Origin of the sequence: Stenotrophomonas maltophilia (assembly GCF_900186865.1) — a bacterium.
Lineage (GTDB): Bacteria > Pseudomonadota > Gammaproteobacteria > Xanthomonadales > Xanthomonadaceae > Stenotrophomonas > Stenotrophomonas maltophilia.
In genome coordinates this window covers 2,691,968-2,715,282 of sequence record NZ_LT906480.1, presented here as the reverse complement: position 1 = coordinate 2,715,282, position 23,315 = coordinate 2,691,968, and the positions used below count along the sequence as shown (strand labels likewise).

General features: G+C 66.8%; 25 protein-coding genes. 7 read left to right on the top strand and 18 right to left on the bottom strand.

Annotation, left to right across the window (positions count from 1 at the left end; translation table 11 throughout):
- Window positions 1–15: 15 nt before the first annotated feature.
- From CKW06_RS13035 to CKW06_RS12985, 11 genes are all read right to left on the bottom strand, one after another.
- Window positions 16–975: a cation diffusion facilitator family transporter gene (locus tag CKW06_RS13035; RefSeq protein WP_024957181.1), complete on the bottom strand. Its 960-nt coding sequence runs from the start codon at window positions 973–975 to the stop codon at window positions 16–18.
- 69 nt (window positions 976–1,044) lie between these two features.
- Window positions 1,045–1,629, bottom strand: coding sequence for an AprI/Inh family metalloprotease inhibitor (locus CKW06_RS13030; protein ID WP_024957182.1), 585 nt, complete (start codon window positions 1,627–1,629; stop codon window positions 1,045–1,047).
- 190 nt (window positions 1,630–1,819) lie between these two features.
- On the bottom strand, window positions 1,820–2,077 hold the full coding sequence (locus tag CKW06_RS13025; RefSeq protein WP_005409784.1) for a hypothetical protein: 258 nt from the start codon (window positions 2,075–2,077) through the stop codon (window positions 1,820–1,822).
- Window positions 2,074–3,426 carry a membrane protein gene (locus tag CKW06_RS13020; RefSeq protein ID WP_005409783.1) on the bottom strand — a complete coding sequence of 451 codons (1,353 nt, stop codon included), beginning with the start codon at window positions 3,424–3,426 and terminating at the stop codon, window positions 2,074–2,076. The genes CKW06_RS13025 and CKW06_RS13020 overlap by 4 nt, the downstream gene beginning before the upstream one ends.
- Window positions 3,427–3,446: 20 nt before the next feature.
- On the bottom strand, window positions 3,447–4,586 hold the full coding sequence (locus CKW06_RS13015; RefSeq protein ID WP_005409782.1) for an SPFH domain-containing protein: 1,140 nt from the start codon (window positions 4,584–4,586) through the stop codon (window positions 3,447–3,449).
- Window positions 4,587–4,728: 142 nt separating this feature from the next.
- Entirely contained in the window at window positions 4,729–6,021 is a 1,293-nt protein-coding gene (locus CKW06_RS13010) for a transporter (protein WP_024957183.1), read from the bottom strand.
- Window positions 6,022–6,067: 46 nt separating this feature from the next.
- Complete coding sequence (locus CKW06_RS13005; protein WP_024957184.1) at window positions 6,068–6,817, bottom strand: hypothetical protein; 750 nt, start codon at window positions 6,815–6,817, stop codon at window positions 6,068–6,070.
- 12 nt (window positions 6,818–6,829) lie between these two features.
- Window positions 6,830–7,534 (bottom strand): C39 family peptidase, encoded by a 705-nt coding sequence (locus CKW06_RS13000; RefSeq protein WP_024957185.1) that lies wholly within the window; start codon window positions 7,532–7,534, stop codon window positions 6,830–6,832.
- A 99-nt stretch (window positions 7,535–7,633) separates the two neighbouring features.
- Complete coding sequence (locus CKW06_RS12995; RefSeq protein ID WP_024957186.1) at window positions 7,634–8,950, bottom strand: hypothetical protein; 1,317 nt, start codon at window positions 8,948–8,950, stop codon at window positions 7,634–7,636.
- Window positions 8,951–8,993: 43 nt separating this feature from the next.
- Window positions 8,994–9,611: a hypothetical protein gene (locus CKW06_RS12990; protein WP_024957187.1), complete on the bottom strand. Its 618-nt coding sequence runs from the start codon at window positions 9,609–9,611 to the stop codon at window positions 8,994–8,996.
- Window positions 9,608–10,138, bottom strand: coding sequence for a hypothetical protein (locus CKW06_RS12985; RefSeq protein WP_024957188.1), 531 nt, complete (start codon window positions 10,136–10,138; stop codon window positions 9,608–9,610). The genes CKW06_RS12990 and CKW06_RS12985 overlap by 4 nt, the downstream gene beginning before the upstream one ends.
- A 396-nt stretch (window positions 10,139–10,534) precedes the next feature.
- Between CKW06_RS12985 and CKW06_RS12980 the strand changes: the two genes are divergently transcribed.
- The gene (locus tag CKW06_RS12980; RefSeq protein ID WP_024957189.1) at window positions 10,535–11,890 is read left to right on the top strand and encodes a sigma-54 dependent transcriptional regulator; all 1,356 of its coding nucleotides are present in this window, start codon (window positions 10,535–10,537) and stop codon (window positions 11,888–11,890) included.
- On the opposite strand, the gene CKW06_RS12975 is transcribed toward CKW06_RS12980, so the two are convergent.
- From CKW06_RS12975 to CKW06_RS12960, 4 genes are all read right to left on the bottom strand, one after another.
- The gene (locus tag CKW06_RS12975; RefSeq protein ID WP_024957190.1) at window positions 11,891–12,199 is read right to left on the bottom strand and encodes a DUF6958 family protein; all 309 of its coding nucleotides are present in this window, start codon (window positions 12,197–12,199) and stop codon (window positions 11,891–11,893) included. It lies immediately after the preceding gene.
- Entirely contained in the window at window positions 12,192–12,728 is a 537-nt protein-coding gene (locus CKW06_RS12970; RefSeq protein ID WP_024957191.1) for a GFA family protein, read from the bottom strand. The genes CKW06_RS12975 and CKW06_RS12970 overlap by 8 nt, the downstream gene beginning before the upstream one ends.
- A gap of 67 nt (window positions 12,729–12,795) precedes the next feature.
- Window positions 12,796–13,677 carry a TolB family protein gene (locus tag CKW06_RS12965; protein ID WP_024957192.1) on the bottom strand — a complete coding sequence of 294 codons (882 nt, stop codon included), beginning with the start codon at window positions 13,675–13,677 and terminating at the stop codon, window positions 12,796–12,798.
- Window positions 13,674–14,714 carry a twin-arginine translocation signal domain-containing protein gene (locus CKW06_RS12960; protein ID WP_024957193.1) on the bottom strand — a complete coding sequence of 347 codons (1,041 nt, stop codon included), beginning with the start codon at window positions 14,712–14,714 and terminating at the stop codon, window positions 13,674–13,676. Before CKW06_RS12960 ends, CKW06_RS12965 begins: the two co-directional genes overlap by 4 nt.
- A gap of 91 nt (window positions 14,715–14,805) precedes the next feature.
- Here CKW06_RS12960 and CKW06_RS12955 point away from each other — a divergent pair, with 91 nt between their 5' ends.
- The 4 genes from CKW06_RS12955 to CKW06_RS12940 are packed head-to-tail and all read left to right on the top strand — an operon-like array spanning window position 14,806 to window position 16,859.
- Window positions 14,806–15,732, top strand: a complete 927-nt coding sequence (locus tag CKW06_RS12955) for a LysR substrate-binding domain-containing protein (RefSeq protein ID WP_024957194.1) — start codon at window positions 14,806–14,808, stop codon at window positions 15,730–15,732.
- Window positions 15,729–16,196 carry a helix-turn-helix domain-containing protein gene (locus CKW06_RS12950; RefSeq protein ID WP_024957195.1) on the top strand — a complete coding sequence of 156 codons (468 nt, stop codon included), beginning with the start codon at window positions 15,729–15,731 and terminating at the stop codon, window positions 16,194–16,196. Before CKW06_RS12955 ends, CKW06_RS12950 begins: the two co-directional genes overlap by 4 nt.
- Window positions 16,197–16,206: 10 nt before the next feature.
- A complete protein-coding gene (locus CKW06_RS12945; protein ID WP_024957196.1) occupies window positions 16,207–16,632 on the top strand; it encodes a VOC family protein in 426 nt (141 codons plus the stop codon).
- Window positions 16,629–16,859, top strand: coding sequence for a hypothetical protein (locus CKW06_RS12940; RefSeq protein ID WP_024957197.1), 231 nt, complete (start codon window positions 16,629–16,631; stop codon window positions 16,857–16,859). The genes CKW06_RS12945 and CKW06_RS12940 overlap by 4 nt, the downstream gene beginning before the upstream one ends.
- 6 nt (window positions 16,860–16,865) lie before the next feature.
- Here CKW06_RS12940 and CKW06_RS12935 read toward each other — a convergent pair whose 3' ends face one another.
- The 3 genes from CKW06_RS12935 to CKW06_RS12925 all read right to left on the bottom strand — a co-directional run bounded on the left by CKW06_RS12935 (window position 16,866) and on the right by CKW06_RS12925 (window position 19,819).
- The gene (locus CKW06_RS12935; RefSeq protein ID WP_024957198.1) at window positions 16,866–17,561 is read right to left on the bottom strand and encodes an HAD family hydrolase; all 696 of its coding nucleotides are present in this window, start codon (window positions 17,559–17,561) and stop codon (window positions 16,866–16,868) included.
- A gap of 104 nt (window positions 17,562–17,665) precedes the next feature.
- The gene (locus CKW06_RS12930; RefSeq protein ID WP_024957199.1) at window positions 17,666–18,406 is read right to left on the bottom strand and encodes a DNA/RNA non-specific endonuclease; all 741 of its coding nucleotides are present in this window, start codon (window positions 18,404–18,406) and stop codon (window positions 17,666–17,668) included.
- Between the two features lie 354 nt (window positions 18,407–18,760).
- Complete coding sequence (locus CKW06_RS12925) at window positions 18,761–19,819, bottom strand: hypothetical protein (RefSeq protein WP_231910758.1); 1,059 nt, start codon at window positions 19,817–19,819, stop codon at window positions 18,761–18,763.
- 334 nt (window positions 19,820–20,153) lie between these two features.
- On the opposite strand from CKW06_RS12925, the gene CKW06_RS12920 reads away from it, so the two are divergent.
- Both CKW06_RS12920 and CKW06_RS12915 read left to right on the top strand, forming a co-directional pair.
- Window positions 20,154–21,728, top strand: a complete 1,575-nt coding sequence (locus CKW06_RS12920; RefSeq protein ID WP_024957200.1) for a S15 peptidase family protein — start codon at window positions 20,154–20,156, stop codon at window positions 21,726–21,728.
- Window positions 21,729–21,815: 87 nt separating this feature from the next.
- A complete protein-coding gene (locus CKW06_RS12915) occupies window positions 21,816–23,267 on the top strand; it encodes a S41 family peptidase (protein ID WP_024957201.1) in 1,452 nt (483 codons plus the stop codon).
- The last annotated feature ends 48 nt before the right edge of the window (window positions 23,268–23,315 follow it).

The following is a 23,315-nucleotide window of genomic DNA, read 5'->3' as shown; positions in this document are numbered from 1 at the left end:
GGCGCAGACGCAGCGTCATTCCGGCGCGGGCGGTACCGCCAGCGTGGCGCGCCGGGCGGCGTAGACCTCGGGCGTCTGCGGCTTGATGAACAGTGCCACCAGTTCCGGATACTCGCGCTTCACGGCTGATTCGATGCGGGTGATGCACGCCTCGATCTGCGGTGTCTTCCGGTCATCCTCGAACTCGGCGCTGAGCATGGCCACAACCTGTTCGGGGCCCATCTGCATGGTGGTCACGCCATTTGCGCGGCGCAGGTCCGGATCGGTTTCCGCCACGGCCATGATCCGCTCGGCCACGGCCGGGTGGGCCGGCTCACCCACCAGCAGTCCCTTGGTTTCGCGTGCGAGAAGAAAGGCGGTGGCGGCAAGCACGCCAGCGATGCACAGCGACGCCACACCATCAAGCACCGGCATGTCCAGGACCTGGGCGGCCACGAGCCCGATCAGCGCGAAACCCAGGCCCAGCAGGGCCGCGCTATCCTCCAGCAGCACGGTGAAGGTGGACGGGTCCTTGCTGCGACGGAAGGCTTCGAAGTAGCCCAGTTTGCCCTTGGTACGCCGGAACTCCCGTAGCGCGATCCACCATGAAGCTCCCTCGAACAGGATGGAGATGCCCAGCACGCTGTAGCTCAACGCGTGGTTGGTGGCCGGCTCCGGCCGGCGGATGTGCTGGATGCCCTCGTAGGCCGAAACACCGGCGCCGGCGGCGAACACCAGCAGGGCGACGATGAAGCTCCAGAAGTACAGCTCTCGGCCGTAGCCGAACGGATGCACGGGGTCTGGCGCCTTGCCGGCGCGGCGCAGGCCGTACAGCAGCAGGAGTTCATTCAATGTGTCGACCAGCGAATGCACGCCCTCACTGAGCATGGCCGAGCTGCCGGAGATGCCGGCAGCAATGAACTTGGCGATGGCGATGGCCAGGTTGCCCGCGAGGGCGGCGTAGATGACCAGACGGGAACCTGTGGGAGCGGACATTTCGGCGGCGGGGTGAGGCGGATTCCTGATCTTCCTGATCAGCGCGTGCCTACTGTGTGCACGGTGCGATCAGCGCCCCTTGGGATTGAGGTACAAACGCGCCCCATCCGATTCACGGTACCCCGTCCAGCGCCCACCGCCTGACGCGCGGAAGCGCCCGAACACGGTGTTGCTGGTGTCGGTGAGCAGCAGCTGATTGCCCGACAGTACCCAACGGTTGGCCGAGAAGAAGCCATCCGGGCAGCCGGCGGGCACGTAGGCACTGTAGCCGCCGAACCACTCGATGTTCTTCAGCTCGATGGAGCAGGTGTTGCCGTTCTCCTGGCCCAGCGTCCAGCTGCCGAACAGATCGCTGTCGCGCACATCGCGGCCGCCACGGTGGCGGTCGTGGCCCCAGTCGTCGTTGTCGTCGTGGAAACCGAAGCCCAAGTCGATCTCTTTGCTTTCGCTGCGTGACTCGGACTGCGAGCTGCCGCTGGTGATGGTCTGGGTGGTCACCGCGCCACTGCTCTGGGTCTGGCTGCTGCTGGATTGCGTGGTCTGGTCGGTGTGGGTGGTCTGTTCGCCGAAGCCGAACGAGGCGTCCTGGGCCAGGGCGGGCAGGGCCAGGCAGCACAACGCGGACAGGCAGGTACGGGCGAGCACGGCAGCCATCGCAGCATCCTCGGAAGGGTGGACCGCGCGAGTATCGAACCGGTGGGGTGGGAGACGGTGTGAGGGTGTGCGCTGGGGCAGCCCAGCGAAGGGTAGTGCCGGCCGCTGGCCGGCTCCCACTTGGCGCCCAGAAACCGAAGGAATGCCGGCCAGCGGCCGGGCACTTCCAGCAGCCAGGCATGGCCTGGCGCTACGGGTCGGGTTTCACCCTTACCACCCGTTTCCGGTACTCATACACGTTGTCACCGCGGATGCGCTTTTCCTCGGTGCCGGTGACCCGGCCCACCTGCTGGTCCGAACCGGTCACGGGCTGTGCCTCGATTTCGGTCTCGTGCTCGAAGGAATGTGATTTGTCGGTGTTGCGGTAATAGCGGTACAGCGCCCAGTACAGCGCGGTTGCGCCGGCTGGACCTGCCGCCAACAGCCAGAGGCCACTGTCGTCGCTCATGTCGATGCCACCAGGAAGGCAATTGCGAGGGCTTCAATGACGGTGCCGGTGGCCAGTGCCGCCAGCAGCATCTTCCATTGCTGCACGGGCACGCTGCCCATGGTTTCGCCGGTACGGCCGTTCACTGCGATGTAGTGCAGCATGCCGCCGTTCTTTCCGGGCTGGTGGTAGGAGTACAACCACACCGGCAGGTACATCGACACCCAGCGGGTGCCATGCACCTCCAGCTGTTCCTGCTCCCAGCGCACGCCACGGTTGTAGCGCTTCACCGAACCTTCCACCTGCGCGCGGGCAATCGACAGCAGCTGGTCTTCCAGTCGCGGCCGCAGTTTCTCCACGTCCAGGTTGCGCTTCTCCGAAGTGAAGCCGGCCAGATAGGACGCGTTCCACTTCACCGCGTTCTTGGTATCGAACGGCAGGATGGTGTTGATGATGTTGTTGGTGTTGGCGCGGGTGTCCAGATTGCCGCGCTCGGCCGAGGATTCCAGCGGCAGGTCATCAACGGTGAAATCGACCTGGCGTTCGACCTGGTAGACATCGGCGTCGTAGAGGGTGCGCTTGTTCTTCTCGCTGCCCACCGTGTACTCGCGCGTCTTGATCTCGCCCTTGCCGGCCACGGCCGCGCTTACATTGCTGTCGACGATCATGTAGGGCAGGAACACGCCCACCACGTTTTCCGGGGTGAACTGGTCCTTGAAGGCCTTCAGCGCGAACATGCGGCGCTTGTCGACGAACTGGCGGATGCGCGCGACCGCGTCGTCCTTCTTGATATGGAAGGGCAGCACCGCATCAGGCACCGCGCCATTGCTGATCTGTTCGTTGACGCCGAACACGTGGCGGCACCAGTGGCAGCGCGCCGTCATCGTGCTTTCGGTATTGACCGTGACTTCGGCGCCGCAGCCGGTGCACTTGAACGTCATCAACGCCGAGGTGTCGGCATCGATGTCGCGTGCGCCGGACGCGATGACGGTGCCGCGCAGCTGGTCGATGGCCTCGCCCAGCCCGAATTCCTCCTCGACCCGCGCGCCATGCCATTCGTGACGGCAGTACAGGCAGACGAGGATGTCGGTGCCGGCCTTGGGCCGGATGTCGGTGGCGCCGCACTTCGGGCAGCGGTTGAGGCCGTCCTTCAGCTCGCTGGCCGAGGTATCGATGGCCACGGGATCGGGCGCTTCCACTTCATCGCGGATGGCCTGCGGCAGCTTCGAAGTGTCCAGCGGGAAGCTGCCGGGCAGGGGAGGGACGTCCTGCGGCGAACCGGGCCCATCCAACGACGCCGCCGGCAAGGGCGGCGGCGTCGCGGGCGCGGATCCGGGCAGCGGCGGTGGGCCGTTTCGGGGATCGGACATGTCGGTTGTGCGTCCTGCTGTTACAGGCCCAGTGCCTTGGCCTTGAGCGCGTCGTAATCGCTCTGGGTGATCAAGCCCAGGTCCAGCATTTCCTTGGCCTTCTTCAGCTTGGCGACCGGATCGTCGGCAGCCGGGGTGGCCGGCTGCTGCATGCCGCCGACACCGAACATGCCCGAGGCCATGCCGACACCGACCAGGCCCGCCGCACCGCCGTTCTCGCCGGCCGACTGGATGCCCTGGGCGACGCTGGCCTGCAGGTTGGAATTGCCGCGCGAACCGGACAGCGCATCGGCGCGCTGCACGGTCTTCAGCAGTTCGCGGGTGTTGGCGTCGTACTCGATCGAGACGATGGCGGTCTTGACGATGGCCAGGCCGCGGTCGGACTTCCACTGGTAACCCTGCTCGACGGCGGCCGACAGGCTCTGCGCGAAGCCCAGCGAGTCCTGCTGCAGCTTGGTGATGCGGTTGCCCTTGCCCGGATCGTTGGTATACAGGCTGAAGGCCGGGGCCAGCGAACCGACCACTTCATTGAACAGCTGGCTGGCAGCGGCGTTGTCCAGATCGGTGAAGTCGAACACCTGGCCCGGCCGCAGGTAGCTGGCCGGTACGAAGTTCTTCACGAACAGGATCGGGTCGACGATCTTCAGCGTGTACGAGCCGCGGGTGATCGCACCGACCTGGGTATTGAGGAAACCGTCGTCCCAGTAGATTTCCGACTGGGTGCCGAAGCGGTTGTCCGGCAGTTCCTTCAGCGAGACGAAGTAGGCCGCCTGCTGCGCGCCCGGCTGGCCGCCGAACTTGAAGCGTTCCCAGCTCTGCTTGATGAAGGTGCTGACCAGGCCGTCGCCGGCGAAGATCGACTGCGAGTTCAGATCGTCGGAGCGCCACTCGTAGCCACCCGGTTCGGCGACGAATGCGGTGATCGCGCCGTCCTGGAACAGCAGCAGGCCGTAGCCCTCCGGCACGATGATTTTCGAGCCGTTGGTGATGATGTTGGACGAGCCGCTGGTGTTGGAGCCGCGGCCGGCATTGGTGCCCTGCGGCACCGCCGCGAACAGGGCGGCCGTGGACGGCAGGCCCGCCGGCACGGTGTAGAAGTCCTTCCACTGGTCGGCCAGCACACCGCCAACCGCACCCTTCACCGCCTGTACCAGACCCATGTCCAACTCCCTGTGATTCGAGGGCAGGCACCGTGCCTGCCGAGCTGGACTGAATATAGCAGCGGGCAGGGACCGCTGTGGTGCCGGAAGATGAATCCGGGCCATGCCGATGCACGGCGCAGCGTCGTGCCTGGCGCTGTTGCTACAACATGTACGGAATCTTGAACGCCAACGTGAAGTCCGGCGCATCCGGGGTCAGCCCGATGCCCAGCAGCGTCACCAGCGTGGTGTGCTGGTTCAACGCATAAGTCACGCCCAGGTTCAGGGATGCCGCATTGGCATCACTGCCGATCACCTTCATCCACTTGCCGCCCTGGAAGCGGGTGGAGGCGCGGGCGCTGGTGCGGTCACTGAAGGACAGGCTCAGGCTGGTCCGCTCGTTGAACGCAAAGGCCACGCCTGCGCCGAAGTACACCGAGCCACCCAGCTTCACGTCGCCCGGATTGACCGTGTCCGGATTGCTGTCGATGTCGTTGAATCCGCGCGGGATGGAGTGCACATAGCCGATATTGGCGAACAGGATGGCCGGGTCGGCGGTCTTCACCATCGACAGGCCGAGGTTGGCCTGCCATACGCCGTTGCCGGTGGGCTGCTCGCGCGGCACGGCGAAGCGGATGTAGTCATCGTCATCGCGCTCGATCACCTTCCAGTCCAGGCCGTAGGGTGCGCGCCCGGTGGGGGCGGTGACGCCGGCCGTGAGCACGGTCTCCGGGCGCCAGCCGCGTTCGCCGAACAGCCGGTAGTTCGCGCTCAGGCCAATGTCGCCCAGGCCGTTGCCGTTGGTCTGCTCCTGCGCGATGGCGGCTGCTGCACCGCCGGCGCCGCCTTTCTGGTACACGGTGCGCCCCGCCAGGTAGGGCACATCCAGGTTGAGCGTCAGGTTCGGGCTGACGCCCCAGCGGGCCGCCACGTTGTAGGTCAGCGAGTCGGACTCCACGTTCTCGATGGCGATATTGCCGAGGAAGATGGCGTCCAACGCGAGGAAGCCGTTGAGGGTGAGCTGCTTGCGGTCGTAGCGTGCGTAGGTGAGGCTGTTCTCGATGGTGAAACGACGCGAGAACAGGGCCGATTGCTGCTGCTTCACATCGTCCACGCTGCGCCGCGACTCCTGCCTGGCCTGTTGTGCTTCTGCGGCGGTACTGGCGTAACCCTCGCTGCTCGGTGGAACCGCGGCGGCCGCCGCCTGCGCCAATGGCGAGGCCGGCGGGGTCGAGGCTGGGCCAACCCGCCCGCCCAGGCGCGCCTGCATGGCCTGCACCTGCATGTCCAGTTCGCGCAACCGCCGCACTTCCTGTGCGTAGTTGGCCTTCAGCTGTTCCAGCTGGTTGGCCAGGGCCTGCACGTCAGCGCCATCGTCCGGCGTCGTCGGTGCGGCGAGGGCGGTGCCCGCCAGCGCCGCCAGCGCCAACGGAGTGATCCTCATCAGGGTGTGCATGATCGTGTCCTGCGTTGTGGAGCGTTTCCCCCAATGCCAGGCGCTGCTACTGGCCCGGCCCCATGCCGCGGTTCAACGCAATCGCCTGGGCCACGTTCTGGCTCAACGGCAGATTGCCGCCCACGGCGTTGCGCACCAGCTCCAGCCGCAACTGGTTGCTGGCGATCTGGCCGTCACCGGCGAGGGCGATGCCCTGGCCGACGCTGCCATTGCGGATCCACTGCTGTACCAGTCCCTGGCCGTCCACCTGCAGCAGCAGGCGTGCCTGGTTGCCTTCCAGCACCGCCGTCGCGCTGGCGCCGCCCTGCTGCGCACTGACATTGCCTGCGCCATCAGAAAGAGCCGCCGGCACGCCACCCTCGCGAACCGTCAGCGTGGTGACGTTGCGCGCGAGATTGCCATCGCCGGCCACCTGCACGCTTTGCACCAGGCCGCTGGCGTTGGCCAGGCCGCTGCTGTCGATGCTGCGTCCGTGGGTATCGGGCAGCGGCGCATCGGCTGCCGTGACATGCACGCTGGGCTGGAAGCTGAGTTTCGGCGCGCCACCGCCACGGAAGTCCATGCCCAGGGTCAGGCCGCCCTGCAGGGTCGTGCCGTTGCTGGCCTGCCACTGCGACACCATGGTGACCCCGAACCAGGCGACGTTGTTGCCGCCCACGGTGTAGCGCCCCCGCATCAGGCTCAGCTCCGGATCGGGGATTTCCGTGAGGCCACGCCCGGTCCTGCCGTCGGCGGCCTGCAGGGGCAGGGCAGGGGCCATCAGCAGCAGAGCCATCCATACGTGTTGGCGGAACATGGTCATACCTCCTCAGAACAGGTCGGCGTGGCTGAAGCCGAAGTCCACCAGTTCGGCATCGGTGATCGGCCCTTGCCGCGCGAAGAGCGCGCGGGCACTGGGCCGTTCGCTGGGTTGCAGAAGAGCGGTGTTGCGATCGAAGTCGCTGCCGATCACCACGAAGACCGCGCGCGATGGCCAGGCGGCCAGGAACTCCGGCAGCGCCAGGCTGCGGTTGCCGAGGATCGGGTCAGCCACTTCCACGATGCCGTTGCGCACCTGCTTGAGCACCACGAAATGGCGGAAACCGCGCACGTCCATCAGCACCAGTCCCGGCACGCGAAGGGTGCGCAGTCGTGTTTCATCGATGCGGTAGCCCCGGCCACGCATGCCCAGCGATTCCACGTAGCGCTTGATGTCGAGCAGGGAGAAGCCGCGTTCGGCCACCAGCGCTGGATCGGACACCCCCATCATCCCTTCAATCACCGTCGCCTCGTCGGTCTGCAGGTGGTAGGCGTGGCGAAGGATGGTCGCCAGCGCCGCAGCCCCGCAGCTGTAGTCGGTGTGCTGGCGTACCACGTTGCGGTAGCGCCGCTCCTGCATGCTCTCCACCTTCTGCTGCAGCAGCGCTCCATTGGGCAGTACGCCACTGAAGCGCACGTCGCCCGCCCACGCAGCAACAGTGGCCAGCAGCAACAGGCAGGCCAGCAGGCACATCGAAAGACGGCAACGGATCATCACGGTCTCCGGCAGCAGGGGGGAGCCCCTGCCCCAAGGGGGAGGAGGGACAGGGGCTCCCGGGAACCCGGCCATTGGCGGACGGCCGGGGTGTTGCGCTTACTCGCCGTTGCCACCGCCGCCGCCGGTGCTGGGCTGGGCGACTGCCAGGGCCAGGCTGTTGGCCTGCAGGTTGCCGGTGCCTGCAGCCACGTTCACGCCGATGTTGCCGGAGGCGCCGGAGAAGGCGCTGCCGGACAATGCCGAGGTGTTGGTGGCGTTGACGTTCACCCAGCGCGTGGTGCTGACCGTGCCGCTGAGGCTGGCATACAGGTCGGCCACGCCCAGTTCGACGAACTGGCTGGTGCCACTCTCACGCGTATCGAAGCCCAGGCCGCCCACCCCCGGCCGGTTGGGGTTCATCGTGGCGTTCTGGATCTGGTTGTCCAGGTCGATGTGGCCGGTGCTGTTGCCACCCGGGTGTGGCAGCTCGCCACTCCACGTATCCAGGTAGTAGTTGGCCATCTGGTAGGCGTTGCCGGTACCGCGGTAGGTGCCCGCGCCATAGGCCAGGGTCAGGCCACTGACGCCGCCACGCATGCCGACCTGCACGGTATCGGTGTAGGACTGCACGAAGCCGGCGTTGCTGACCGTGTTGCCGGTGGAGACCTGGTTGGAGCTGATGCTCGACTGGGCCACCGCGGTGGTCGCGACCGAGGCCGCGAGCGCGTTCTTCTGCTCGTTGTTGTTGCCCGAGGCGATGTTCACGCCGATGTTGCCGGACGCGCCGCCGAAAGCGTTGCCACCAAGACCTGCGGCGTTGGTGACGCCGGAGTTCATGGTCGCGTTGCCGAAGCCGGCCTGGTTGACGAACACCTCGGCGTCAGCCATGCCGAAGCTGAAGGACGCATCGGCAGCGGACAACGACGCGGCATTGTCCTGGGCATTGTTGTCGCCGGAGACCACGTTGAAGCCGAGATTGCCCGATGCGCCGGCACCCACGCTGTCACCGATGGACGCACTGTTGGTGACCAGGCTGTTGCTGGTGGCGTTGTTGCTGATCGACTGGCGGTTGTCGATCACGGCAATGGCCGCCGAGTCGAGGTCGATGTCGCCGGTGATGTTCGGATCGCCGGAGAAATTGATGTCGGTGCTCAGCCGCAGGTCCTTCTCCAGGTTCACGTCGACGCCGTGGTTGTTCTTCTCCTTGCGTTCGTCGGCCTGGATGTTGCTGTGCTTCTGCACATTGACGTTGACGGTGCGGTTGCGCACGTCGTTGTCGGTGTGGTTGTGCGTATCGTTGCGGGTTTCGCTGACGGTGTGGTTGTGGTTGATGTTCGCGTTGGCGTTCTGGTTGTCCCAGCCATTGGCCGCAGCGGCGGTCGAGGCAGTGGCAATCGCCATGGCGAGCATGGTCTGTTTGACGGTCGCTTTCATGGTGCCCTCTCTCTCATCAGGTGGTGCATCGGTTGGGTGGTTGTCACGGGCGGTCCTGCACGACCAGGCCCAGTACGTTGGCCGTGTCGTTGCCGTTGCCCGCGATCTGATTGAGTTGCAGGACCCCGTCGAATCCCCGCAGCGCGGTGCTGGCTACACCGGCGCTGCGGGTGCCCGTCGCGACGCCGCGACCGGTGTCGTCCCGCCCCCCTGCCAACGCGGAACCCTCGGCGGCCAAGGCCGTATCGTCGGTTTCGCGTATGCCCTGTCGGGCCAGCGTTGCGCTGACGACGTTGAGCGTCGTGTTTGCGATGCCGCTGGCCTGGTTGATGGATGCGATGCCACTGGCACCGGCCAGTGCGTCACCGCCAATGAATGCAGTGGCCTGCAGCGGCCCGGACAGCACGCGGTTGCCCTGCTGCAGTTGCCGCGCATTGATCGCTACGTCAGCGCGATCGCCCTTGGCGATACCCCGCAGGTTGGCCTGCACGTTGAGGTCGCCGGCGGCCTGGTTCACGGCGATGGCGCCATTCGCCCCGGCCAGTGCGTGGCCGTCGATCCGGGCCACGTCGAGATAGGCGAGCATGCCGCTGTAGTCATCGGCCCGGGTCGCCGAGGGCGCGGTAGCGAGCAGCAGAAGCACGCCGTGCAGGGGCTTCATTTTCCACCTGCCGGGGCCGTGCCCTGCAGCGGGAACTGGGCCAGTGCGCCGCGCACGGTATCGGCGATACCGCGGGTGCTGCTGCCGACCGCACCGAGCGGCCCACTCATGGCGCCCCCCAGGCTGCTGCCGACCATGCCGTCGCCACTGCGGCCCAGCGCGCCGCCCAAGGCCTGCTGGGTGACCCGTTCAACGGTGGTTCCGCCCGGCGCCGCGATGGACGCGGCCTGGCCGGCGCCCATGCCGGCATAGTCCTCATCGCTCAACTCGTCCATGCCGGTCGTCGTGCCGCCGACCCCCAATGCGGCGGCGATCTCGCGCTGCGGCTTCGGGTCGGCAATCAGCGCCATGCCCGGTGGTGCCATGCGATAGGCCGGCCGCGCGGAGACGTCCCGCAACAGGACGATTTCGCCCGGTTGTGCCTTCACGCCCTGGCGGGCGCCCGACGCGGACGCGTCGGTGCCAACCGACAGCAGGGCTATTGCCAGCGCTGCGGCCAGGCCGCGAGTCAGGGTGGTGCCGTCCATGCCGATCTCCCGCGATGGGTGCGGCGGAACCACGCATCAACCGTGCCAACTCCGAAGCGCCCACGCGCCAACAGGGTGACCGTGCAGCACCTGACCGGGTTGCTGCCATGCTGTTACAAGCACGTCGCGGAATTGTCGGGATTTCGAAGCGCCAGGCACCGCAGGGCAAGGGCTGCGGGCGACTGTCGCATCGGTGTTACAGGTGGCGTCGCCGTCTGCTACGGTGCCGCTTCAGTCAGGAATTTCTTGACGCACTGCTCATTGCGCCGCCGTTTAGGGAAGCGCTAGGATCCGCCCAACAAAGGCCATCCCGGTGGCCGTAGAGGTCCCGGCGGGGGGCGGCACGCCGGTGATTGCCTGACAGTCCGCCGACGGTGTCCGGATGCTGGGGGAAGCATGGCAGCGGTCCCGGAGGCTTCTACGTCACGTTGCGTGCTCTGGTTTGGCGAGCCGCTGGCAAACGAGCGCAGTGCGCTGGCGGCAGCGGGCTGGTATGTGCGCAGCATCCATCCCGATCCCGCCATGGCGATTGGCCTGCGTGGGCGCGATCGTTTGCTCGCCGTGCTCGATCTGCGCCATCTCGATGCGGTCGCGCTGCAGCTGCTGGCGCCGTGGATCGAGCAGCACCAGCATCTACCCTGGCTCGCGGTACTGCCACCGGGTGCCGGACCCACATCGCCGGCTTGGCTGCCGTTGCTGCAGCGATGCTGCGCGCGCTTCACGCTGCCGTTCGGCCTGCAGGACCTGGTCTGCGCAATGCGCCAGCAGTTCGACGCGGATGATCCGCCTGTCGACGCAACCTGCGGTGGGCACGGACCGCACGCGCTGATTGGCGAAAGCGCCGCGTTGCATGCGGTGTGCACGGTGCTGCACAAGTTTGCGCCGGTGGAGCTGCCGGTGCTGGTCACAGGTGAAACCGGTACCGGCAAGGAACTGGCCGCACACGCGCTGCATGCGCTGTCGGGGCGTGCCGGCAGGCCTTTCATTGCAGTGAACTGCGGTGCGATTCCGGCCAACCTGGTGCAGTCGGAGCTGTTCGGCCACGAACGTGGCTCGTTCACCGGTGCCGACAAGCGGCAGATCGGCGTGTTCGAATCGGCCCATGGCGGAACGGTGTTTCTTGATGAGGTGGGCGATCTGCCGGCAGAGGCACAGACCAGTCTGCTGCGTGTGTTGCAGGAGGGAACCTTCGAGCGCGTGGGCAGCAGCCAGCCGCTGCGCGCAGACGTGCGTGTGCTTGCCGCGACCCACGTCGAACTGGAACACGCGGTGGCGCAGGGGCGGTTCCGCAGCGATCTCTACTACCGCCTGAATGTGCTGCGCCTGTTGATGCCACCGCTGCGCGAGCGCGGCGCCGACGTGCAGCTGCTGGGCGAGCACTTCCTGCGCTGCTTCCGGTTGCGCCACGGCGTGCGTGCACGCGGCTTCGCACCGGCCGCAGTACAGGCCATGCGGCGCTTCGACTGGCCCGGCAACGTACGCGAACTTCTCAACCGTGTGCAGCGTGCAGCGATCATGGCCGAAGGCGAGCTGATCAGTGAGCGTGACCTGGAGCTGGGCGCATCGGCGGCGGTCCTGCCGGCGGCGATGCTGCACGATGCACGGGGGCAGGCCGAGCGCGATGTGCTGCTGCAGACCCTGCGCCAGACCGGCTACAACGTCTCCGAGTGTGCGCGGCAGATGCAGATATCGCGGGTGACGGTGTATCGCCTGTGCCGCAAGCACCGGCTGGAGCTGCCTGCGCAGCGCTGATCAGCCGGCCGCGAGGTGCTTGAACAGGCGCAACGGCTTGCCCGCGACACGCTCGATCACGCCCTTGGCTTCCAGGTCCAGCTGCACGGCCTTCAACCACCAGCCAGCGGTGGCACCTGCCGGGAACAGGGTGGCGGGCAGATGTGGCAGCAGTGCCTGTTTTGCCTGCGCAACGGTCAGGCCGGGCGGTTGCGCAGGCAGGACCCACAGCAAGGCGTGGCGCATGGCGAGATACTTGGCCCGATCCACGCGCTGGATGTGCCCGGGCGTGGTGATGCTCTCGATCTCGATCCGCTCGGGCTCAGACATGGGTATCTCCCGCGACTTCGATGCGCGGGCTGCGGAAGCCCATGGCGATCCACGCCTTCATCAGGCGGGCGTAGAATTGCAACGACCGGGTCTCCAGGTTCGGCACATCGTCGGGAAGGACAGACGGATCAGGAAGATCACTGACCATCGTCCGCATCTCCACGGCGGGTCTTGCCGATGCCGGCCACAACAGGCCATAGAGGCTCAGCCAGTGGCCGCCGCTGAACTCCAGGAAGAGCGGTGTATTGCAGCATCCCGCCACGACGCGGCGGCTGCCGCCCTTGCTGGACAACCGCAACGCGCGCAGCATGGCATGTCCGGCATCGATGCTGACGCGATCCTTGCGGTGCATTACGAAGAGCGTCTGGCCGTGCGGGCCCAGGACGTCCGGTGCTCGGGGCATCGACTGCAGCATGGCGCCGGCCTTGCGGCAGCTGTCGCAGCAGCATTCGACGGTGGCAATGGGTTGGCCCGTGGCGGTCAGGCGCACCTGGCCGCAGGCGCAGGCAAGGGACTGGTGTGAGGCCATCTGCGTTTTCTCCTGGGGTTTCATCCTCTCGACGAACCGGGGCGCCGAAAATCGACACCATCTGCCTTCAGGGGCGCATCATCCGAAAGCGGATGCGGTACAGGTCCAACCCTGCACCGTCCGCGCGCCGCGCCGAATAGGTCAAGGTGTCGGGTTGCGAGCCATCCAGCATCGCGCCGTAGCTGTCGCCGGAGGCCTCGTTCAAGGGGGAGGGCAATGCAAGGCCCGCGTCATAACGGTCTCCACGCGCGTAGGCGATGAACTGGCGTACCGGTGCACTGCCGAAGTCCAGGGCGCGGGCAAACACCAGCGTCCGGCCGTCGCCCAGGAAGGTGGCATCGAACTCCTGCGCTGCGGTATTGAGGTCTCCCGGCAGCGGCCGTGCCGGCTGCGCCATGCCACGGACCATCGCTGCGACGTAGAGGTCATGGCCACCCGCACCGCCTGCGCGATCGCTGGAGAACAGCAGCGTGGCTGCGTCGGGCGAGAGCATCGGCGCGAATTCATCGGCCGCGCTGTTCACTGCCGGGCCAAGATTGACCGGCTCCCCGAATCGACCGTCGCTCCCCATGCTGACCCGGTACAGATCGTCGCCGCCCTGGCCGCCTGCGCGATCCGAAAAGAAATACACCACGCGGCCATCGGCGGAAAAGGCGGGATCGAAGTCGCGCCCCGGCGAGTTGAACGGCACCGGTGTCGCCGGCCGCCAGCGCTGCCCGTCGTTGCGGGAGACCCAGATGTCATACCCGCCTGGACCGCCGGGCCGGTTGCGGCTGAACCACAGTGCGGTTTTTCCGTCCGGGCTCAAGGTCAGTCGAATCTCGTCGTATTGCGTGGATGCAACGCCCGGGGCGAAGCGCTCGGCGGGGCCGACGATCCGCAACACCCTGGATGGAGACGCGGGAGGCGACGCAGCAACCAGCAGCATCATGGCCAGCAGCGCCTTCATGCCTGTCGCTCGAAGTCGCTGACCCAGTTGGTTTCCCAACTGCGTCCAACATCGGTCGAGGCCGCCTGTTCCCAGCGCGCCGAACGCGGCGTGATGCGTGACCAGATCACCCGGGTCTGGATTGTTCGACCGTCGTGCTGGTCTTCGCCGAAGAAGCGGCCGACACCGGCCTGGAAACCTCCGCGCAGTGGCGCGCCGATCCGGGTTGGCTCCCGGCCATCCAGCCACCAGCTCAGCCAGTGCCGCTCCGCCGCATTCCAGGCGCGGATGCCCATGCCGCGCAGCGGCGCTCCAGGCATGTCCATCAGGTTGTCACCCACGTTGCCGAATCCTCCCAGGACCGGCCAGTTGTGCAGGGTGCCGTTGAACGCGTCCCATGCATCGCTGCCTGCCAGCCGAGCGCGCAGGCGACGATGGCGCACGTTCCAATGGCCCACCAGGAAATCAAAATCGCCCGGTGCATCCGGCAGCTTCGGAAGCGGAGAGGGGACCGCAGCAGTGCGGCGGAACCAGTTGCGCCAGTTCACTTCCCAGTGCGCACCGGCATCGTCGGAGAACGCCTGTTCCCACCACGGCTCCTCGCCGTGGATGTCGTGCCAACGGAACCAGACCTCGATGGGGCGCCCGTCGATCCGGTCGGTGCCGCGGAAGCTGCCGGCATCGCCCTTGAAAGCGCCGCGCACAGGGGCTTCGATATGGGCAGGGTTGCGGCCATCGATCCACCAGATCGACCACGTGGAAGACACCGGATCGAATGCACGCACGCCCAGGCCCCTGTAGGGGCCCGAAGGCAGCGCCATGACGTTGTCATCGATGGTGCCGAGTCCGCCCAGGGTGAGCCAGACCGCGCTGGAACCGGTGAAGGACTCCCAGCGGGTATCGCCGACCAGGCGCTCCTTCAGGCGTCGGTGCCGGACCTGCCAGTTGCCCTGCAACCATTGCCAGTCTTCGCTGTGGCTGGGCAGGGCCCACCCGGAGGGCAGCGCCGTAGATGCCGCCGCGGCGGCCAGGGTGGCCAGGAACTGCCGTCGATCCATGTGCGTGATCCCCTGTCGAAGGTGCCTCCATCGTTGCGCGTACCAGGGGGATTGACCACGCAGATATCGGGGCTCAGGCTAAGTCACACTTATGGTCACCCAACGCCAGCTGCCATCGCTTGCCGCCATCCGTGCCTTCGAGGCGGCGGCGCGGCTGGGCAGCTTCGCGCGTGCCGCCGAAGAGCTCGATACCAGTGCGGCATCGGTGAGCTACCACGTGCGGCGGCTGGAGGCCCAGACCGGGATCTGCCTGTTCCTGCGCCACGCACAGCACGTGGAACTGACGGTGGCGGGTGCCAGCGTCGCCCAGGAGGCGACCCGGGCATTCGATGCACTGCGCGCCAGCTTCATGCGCGCCGCTGACAGGGATGCGGCGCGACTGCGCCTGTCCGTGCTGCCGACGCTGGGCACCAGTTGGCTGACGCCGCGGCTGGGCACGTTCCGCGCCCGCCACCGGCAGTTCGTGCTGGAACTGGACCTGTCGGCAGCGCCGCAGGATCTGGCCGCCGGTCACTTCGATGCCGCCATCCGCAATGGCCAGGGCGAATGGCCGGGTCTTCAGGCAACTCCCTTGTTTCCCAGCGTGTTCACACCGCTGTGTGCGCCGGCGCTGCTGCACGAGGCGCGTGGGCTGGGCAGCAGCGCGCTGGAGATTCCCCTGCTCGGGCGGCCGGACTGGTGGGCCCTGTGGTTTGCCGCGCACGGGCACATTCCACCGCCGGCACCGGAGAGTTTCGTCGCGCCCTTTGCCGTCGAGCATCTGGATGTCGGCGCCGCGATCGCCGGGCAAGGCATCGCCATTGGCTCGCCGATCCTGTTCCAGGCCGAGCTGGACAGCGGGCGGCTGGTGCAGGCGCATCCGGGTATCGCCAGCGACGGTCGCAGCTTCTGGTTCGTGGCACCCACGGCGCGAAATGGCAGTGCCAAGGTCATTGCATTGCGTGACTGGCTGGTCGAGCAGGCCGCTGAGGCGCGGCACGCGGCACGCCACTACCTGGCCCAGGCGGTGGTGCCATGAACCAGAGCCCCGAACTGCTGCGGCGCCTACTGCGTGCCAAGGACCGGATGGACCGCGCCAGCCATGAGGAATGGCCGGTCGCGCGCCTGGCCGAGGTCAGTGCGGTGTCGCCGGCGCATTTCGCCCGCTCGTTCAAGCAGGCCTTCGGGCTGCCACCGCACCGCTATCTCCTCAGCCGGCGCATCGAACGCGCCGTGGCGATGTTGCGTGACACCGAGTTGCCGGTCACCGAAATCGCCGCGCAGACCGGGTGGAGCAGCCTGGGTACCTTCGGCCGCATCTTCCGTGACATCACCGGTGACAGCCCGGGCAATGTGCGTGAGCGTGAGCGTGAGCGTGCGGGCCAGGCGGCGTCGGCCAGCGTGCCGGAATGCCATGCACGCGCCGCGCAGCGCCCGGACCTGAAGATCGCAGTTTTGGAGAAGCGCCGCCGCGAGGCGGTTGCTAACGTGGACCCTACCTGAGGGAGGTCCCATGACGAACACTGTGAACACGGTCGGCCTGTATGTGCGCGACCAGGATGAGGCGCTGGCGTTCTACGTCGGCAAGCTCGGCTTCGAAGTGCATACCGACGTACGCAATGGCAGCTACCGATGGCTGACGGTACGCAGCCCGGGCCAGGACGGTTTCCAGCTGGGCCTGTTCGTGCCAGGCCCGCCCACCCACGACGCCGCTACCGCGCTTTCGCTGCAGCAGCTGGTGGCCAAGGGCGCAATGCCGCCGCTGGTGCTGGCCGTGGATGACTGCCGGGCGCGCTACACGCAATGGCTGGCACAGGGCGTGGAATTCACCCAGGAGCCGATCGAGCGCTATGGCGCCATCGACGCCGGTTTCCGTGACCCATCAGGCAATGGTTGGAAGATGATCGAAGCCCGTTCCGAAGCGAGGCGCCGGCAATGAGTCGCGGTGGCTGGGCACGGCCCCTGCATCGTTGGACCTCGATCGTGTTCACCCTGGCGGTGATCGCCAACTTCGCCGTTCGCGGGCTGGGGCAGGGCGAACCTGCAGCGTGGATCACCTATTCGCCGCTGCCGCCGCTGTTCCTGCAACTGTTCACCGGCCTGTACCTGTTCGCGCTGCACTACGCCGGAAAGCGCCGCAGCGCCGCATTGGGCACTGCGGGCTGAGCAGGGTCAGGCGACGGCGTCCACCGCGTAGGCGGCAAGCAGGGCCGGCAGCTGGTCCATGCGCTGGAAAACCACCTTTGCACCGACTGCACGCAGGGCTTCGGGCGTACTGTGGTGCGGGCCACCCTCACTGAAGCCGAACACGGTGGCGCCTGCGGCAACGCCCGCAGTGGCGCCGGTGACGGTGTCCTCGATCACTGCACAGCGCGTCGGGTCGACGCCCAGCGCTGCGGCTGCAGCCAGGTACACGTCCGGGTGCGGCTTGGTGCGCGGCATGTCCTGGCCACTGAACACATGGGCACCGAAGGCATCAAGGATGCCGACCTTGCCCAGCTGCAGCTTCACCTTGTGCAGGTCGGCACCGGAAGCGCAGGCGATCCGCCCGCCGGTGGCCGCAGCGATCGCACGCACGGCCTGGGGTGCCCCCTGGATCGCTTCAAGGTCACGTTCCAGTGCCTGGTTGCGCTGCTGGCGGAACTCCTCCAGCCATTCCTCGGTGAACGGCTTGCCGGTGCGCTCTGCGATCAGCCCTGCCAGATGGGCCACGGACTGGCCGAGGAAGACTTCACCCGCCTGCGCCGGGGTCAGCGGCCAGCCGCGTGCGGTCAGCATTTCCGAGAGAACGCGGGCGACCAGCGGCTCGGAATCGACGAGTACGCCGTCGCAGTCGAACAGCACGGCATCAAACGGGAAACGGGACATCTACAGCTCCAGGGGGCAATGCAGTGGTGCAATTGCCCGCCATTTTCCCACAGCCATCCCTGTGTGGCACCCGGACTGGGTGCCACCCATTCCCGGCCAGCCGGTCAGCCCAGGTCACAACCCGCCGGCTGCGGCCAGGTGCTGGCCGGCAGCATGTTCTTCAACGAGGCCGGTGCGTTGATCGCCACGTAGCTCGCACCCAGCAGCTCCTCCAGATCGGCGATGGTCACCAGATAGCTGTCGAGGCTGCCCAGATTGGCTTCGTTGGGGATGATCCAGCTGATCGCCTTGGCGGTGCCGGTGTTCGGGTCTCGGGTGATGATGGTTTTCCAGAAGAACTCCGGCGTCGGGATGCCGTGGCTGGAAAGGAAGTAGTCGTTGGAGGCGTCGCCGTAGACCACGCCACCATAGACATCCACCGGCGCGATATCGCGGTAGCACTCGGCCACGTTCTCGGCCTTCACCCAGATGCCCTGGTTGAAGCTGGACACCTGCGGAACGATGTTGGTCATGTAGTTGGCGCGGCGGATGTAGGTCGCGTTGTAGTCCATGTGGTTGGACGTCACCAGATGGCCGCGGTCATAGCCGGACTTGATGCTGGCGTAGGATGCGGTGCTGGTCTGGCCGAGGCAGCCTGCCGGCAGGTCCGGATCCTTGTAGAAGCTGGACGGCCGCGCGGCCGAACCGGTGTCTGCGGTCAGGGTGTATTCGTAGCGGGTGGCGCTGTGGATGCTGCAGTCGTAGGTGAGCACGAAGCCGCCCTTGTTGAGGGTGACGACCTGGGCCTGGGCAGCGCCGGCGAAGGCACTGAGGACGAACGCGAAGAAGAAGCTTGCAAGGCGCATTGCGGTTCTCCAGCAGAAGTTCAGGGCGCAGCCGTCCGCCACGACCAGGCCGGGGCGAAGTCATGGGAGGGCGTTGCGGGGACGGGTGCTACGGATTGCGGTAGGACGTGACCGCGATGACAGGGCCGTGGGGGCCGTGCGGTGTCGTAAGCGTCACAAGCTGTCGTCTTTCGGTCAACGACGAAAAGACCAAGCTGTGACAGCGCGCAAGCACTGGAGATGTGTCAGATGGAGCAGGGCGTGACTGAAACCCAGGCGTGCTAGGGCATCGCGACGCCTGCAGCGGTCGTCAGGGGTTCGCCTTCAACACGTAGTCGCCATTGCGTGTTCCCGGCACCAGCGACCACTCCGGCTTCAGGTCCAGCGACCATCCGGCCCCTGCAGCGGCGGCTCAGTATTTGCGGGCGCCTGCACGAACACCGCCTTCCAGTCGCTCTGCATCAACGCACCGTCGGTGACTTCCAGGCTGCCCCAGACGTCGGTCAGCCGCATCGTTGGATATACCGTGCCACGGCCAGGCAACGGCTGCATCGTGTTGGGGTTGAACTGGATGCGCATGCTGCGCAGGTCCAGGCGCACGACCGGGCCTGTCACGAAGCGCGCACGATTGTGTTCCAGCTGCGCCAGGCGCTGCTGTTCGCGCAGCGTTTCAGCTTCGCGCAGTGCTGGCCCGTCGTAGCGCGCGGCAGCTGCCCGCAGTGCGGTAACGTCCGTCTGTGGAGGTGCACCGGTCGCTTCGGCCAGGCGCGTGCCGAGATCCCGGGCGTGGTGGGCGAGATCGCTGCGCCAACCGGGGGCCGCCTGGTCCAGCAGCAGGCCATAGGCCGGGCCGGTGGCGTAGGCGAAAGAGCGGACGAAGCTGCGATCAGCAACGTGCGCCCGGAGGTCATGCAGCGCCGCCTGGACGCGTGTCGCGGGTGACGGGTTGCCGACGACCACGCCGGTGTATTCAGCCAGGCCCTCGTTCAATTCCAGCGCCGCTTCTTCCTGTGCTGCCGCAGGGAACTGGCGGTGGCGCTCGGCGCGGAATGCGAGTGCGTCGGTCACCGCAGTGTGCTGCGCCACTGCATCGGTGCCCGTGAGCGCATCCGCAAGCGCGCGCCATTCCAGCTGCAGCCAGTAGCGTCCTTCAAGCGTGTCGAGGTGTTCATTGCCGTCCTCTGCCGGCGCTGCGATCGACAGCGCGGGTTGCAGTCGGTGGAACATCTCGTGGGCCAGCAGCGTGCGTCGCCGGCTTTCGTCCTGTGGCAGCGGCCAGAGCAGCTGCGTCCAGCGGGTGCCGGACCATTCGACGGCGGTGTTGGCGATGATCGCGTCCGGCGGAAGCTGGCCGATGAAAACCTCTCCACGTGCCTGCAGGTTGCCCTGTGCATCTGCACGGGATGCCGTGACCCGGCGACTGGTCCTGTCCACCAGCATCATTGGCCCACACAGCGACGCTCCCCAAAGTCGGCCGTTGTCGGCCTGGCACAGCGTTTGCGCCTCTTCGAAGACTGCGCCAGCGGTCGCGTCGGACAGCGCAGGATCCTCCGCGGACACGGGGCCAACGGCAACCAGCAACAGGGCGACAAGTGAAAGCGGCCGGGGTCTCATTATCCATCCGTCCTTGGGAAGGTCCCGTCATAGCATCGATTCAAAGGTTGCGACAGTGCAGCAACGGTCATGCTGCGTCGCAAGGTGCCACCCACCATTCGCACTGGTACGGTCCGATCCATTGCACCACCACCACCGACGGGGAGAGACCACGATGCGCAAGGTAGTGCTGCTGTTGATCCTGCTGACCGGGCTGGCGCCCACCGCTTGGGCGGCCACGGTCAAGACCACCCATCGCACCATTCCCAGCTGGGATGGAACGCCTCTCGGGGCCTTCGTCATCGAACCGCAGGACGCGGGCAGCGGACGCTATCCGCTGCTGGTGATGCCCAGCAGCTGGGCCGTGCCCAGCGTGGAGTACGTGGGCGTGGCGCAGTCGTTGGCCCGGCGCGGCTATGTGGTCATCAGCTACAGCTCGCGTGGCTTCTGGGAGTCCGGCGGCAGCATCGACATCGCCGGGCCGGCCACGGTGGAGGACGTCAGTGCACTGATTGACTGGGCGCTGGACAACACCCGCGCCGACCCGTCACGAATCGGCGTATCGGGCATCTCCTATGGGGCCGGCACCAGCCTGCTGGCGGCCGCACGCGATCCGCGCATCAAGGCAGTGGCTGCACTGAGTGGATGGGCCGACCTGCAGGCCTCGCTGTACAGCAACGACACCCCCAGCGCACAGGGCATCGCGCTGTTGGTTGCCGCAGGCCTGGCCACCGGTCGCCCGGGACCGGAGCTGTCCACCATCAATCGCAATGTGCTGGTCGGCAATTACCAGGGCGCGGTGGACTCGCTGTTGCCGGTGGCGGCGCAGCGCAGCCCCGGGGCCAGCATCGACGAGATCAACGCCAACCAGCCAGCGGTGTTCCTGGCCAACGCCTTCAACGACAGCCTGTTCCCGCCGGGCCAGCTGGTCGATTTCTTCAACCGCCTGAAGGGCCCCAAGCAGCTGCAGTTGCGCCATGGCGATCACGCGCTCAACGAAGCCTTTGGCGCACTGGGTGTTCCCAACGAGGTCTACGATTCGGTGGGCGACTGGTTCGACCATTACCTGAAGGGGGTGGCCAATGGCATCGACCGGCAGCCTGCGGTGCAGCTGAAGTCACAGAAGGGCAGCTGGAGCACGTATGCGAACTGGCAGGCGACCAGCAAGGGTGCGGTCAGCTACGGCCTGACCGCACCCTCTGGCCTGCTGCTGCCGACCGGTGGCCTGGTCGAGAATGGCAGCAATACTGGCTGGAACTATCGCATCGGCAGCGGGCTGCTGACCGCAGCCAATTCCGGCGTGGCGATGGCCTCCGGCGCGCTGCAGATGATCAATCTGCCGCCGGGTGCCTACGTGCCGTTTGTTGGCCGCAGTGCTGCCGGCGTCTGGCAGGGGCCGATCCAGTGGAGCGCCAAACGGCTGGACGGTACGCCGGAAGTGCGCCTGACGGTCACGCCCAGCCGCGCCAATACCACGCTGTATGCCTACCTGTACGCCGAGGATGTGCTGGGCAACGGCCAGCTGATCAGCCACAAGCCGTACACGCTGCGCGGTGCCACGCCGGGCCAGCCGAAGACGCTCGACCTGCGGCTGGAAGCGAGCAGCTGGAACCTTCCAGCCGGCAGCCGCCTGACCCTGGTGGTTGATACCGTGGATCTGCGCTATGCGGGCATCAGCCAGTTGGGTGGCACGGTGAGCTTCAGTTCACCGGCGAACGCGCCGTCGGTATTGAAGGTGCCGCTGCATTGATGTGGCGCCGTGCCCGTTGCGGCGGGCACGGTACGCCAGCGCGGAAAGCTGCGAGACTGCAGGTCGGTCCGGTAGAGGGATGAATCCATGGCCATTGCATGGCTGTTGCTGGGTGCAGTGCTGGCTGCACCTGCCACGCAGGACGCGCCGATCGACTGGCCGAGTACGCTGCAGAAGGATCTGGAGGCTGCCGATGCGGCGATGCGCGGCAGCCATCCCGGGGCCGTTGATCGGCAGAACCCCGGATTCGGCGCCCAGCTGGACGCTGCCCTGGCACTGGCACGCTCCCGCGTTGGAAAGGCGAAGAGTTTCGCGGGCTACTGGTGGGCCATGAAGGGCTATGCAGCCTCTTTCAACGATGGTCATGTCAGCCTCAATGCGCTTGCCGGGGCTCCCGAGCTGCCAACGCGGTGGCCCGGCTTCCTGACCGGCTTCGATGGCGACACGCAGGTGGTCATGACCGTGGACGGTGGCCCAGGCCATCCGCCACTTGGAGCACGATTGCTGTCCTGTGATGGCATCGATGCACAGACGCTGGCTGCGCGCAGGATCGGGGACTTCAGCGGGCGCTGGAACCTGCAGGCGAGCCGCATCCACGGCGGCGGTGAGGTATTGCTGGAGCAGGGCAATCCTTACGTGCCGGCACTGCGCACCTGCGTTTTCCTGGTGGATGGACGCGAGAAGCCCTACGCGCTGCAGTGGCAGCCACTGCAGGCGGCACAGCGCAAGGCGCGCCTGGCCGATACCCGTCGCAGCTTCCGCCCGGCCAATGGCTGGCACATCATGCCCGATGGCGGCTACTGGATCACCACCAGCAGCTTCAATGCCGACCCTACGGAGCAGAACTTCAAGGAACTGACCGCGCTGCTCGAGCAGCTTGCTCCAAAAGCCGAAGCACTGCAGCAGGCACGGTTGGTCGTGCTGGATGTGCGTGGCAACAGTGGCGGTGCTTCGCAATGGAGCATCGAACTGGCGCGATTGATCTGGGGCCGTGCCGCCGTGGACGCGCTGTCCGATCCCAGCTGGGTGGAGTGGCGGACCTCCGAGGCCAACATCGCCCAGTTGCGCGGCTTCCTGCAGAAGCTGGTGCAGGCGCCCGACGCGTCGCCAGAGCTGCGTCGCATGCTGGAATCGGTGACGACGGGCATGGCACAGGCACGCGGCCGGGGTGAGGCAGTGTGGCGCGAGCCATCCGAGGCCAGGGCAGATATAGCTGCAACTGCAGGCCCGGCCGCTCCGCTGCGCAGGGGCAGGGTGGTGATCGTGGCCGATGCCTCCTGCGGCTCGGCCTGCCTCGATGCACTGGATCTGTGGAAACGGCTGGGCGCGATGCAGGTCGGCGTCGAGACTTCGGCCGACAGCCTCTACATGGATGTCAGGCCGGAGCGGCTGCCGAGCGGCCTGGCCAGGATTTCCGTACCGATGAAGGTTTTCCGAGGCCGGGTGCGCGGTTCCAATGAACCGCATGTTCCGGATCGTCGCTATGACGGCGACATGCGGGACACACGCGCACTGGAAGCGTGGCTGCTGGCGCTGTGAGGACGCGCTTGCCCGTGACGCGGGATTCCCACGTGCTGTTGCCGGACG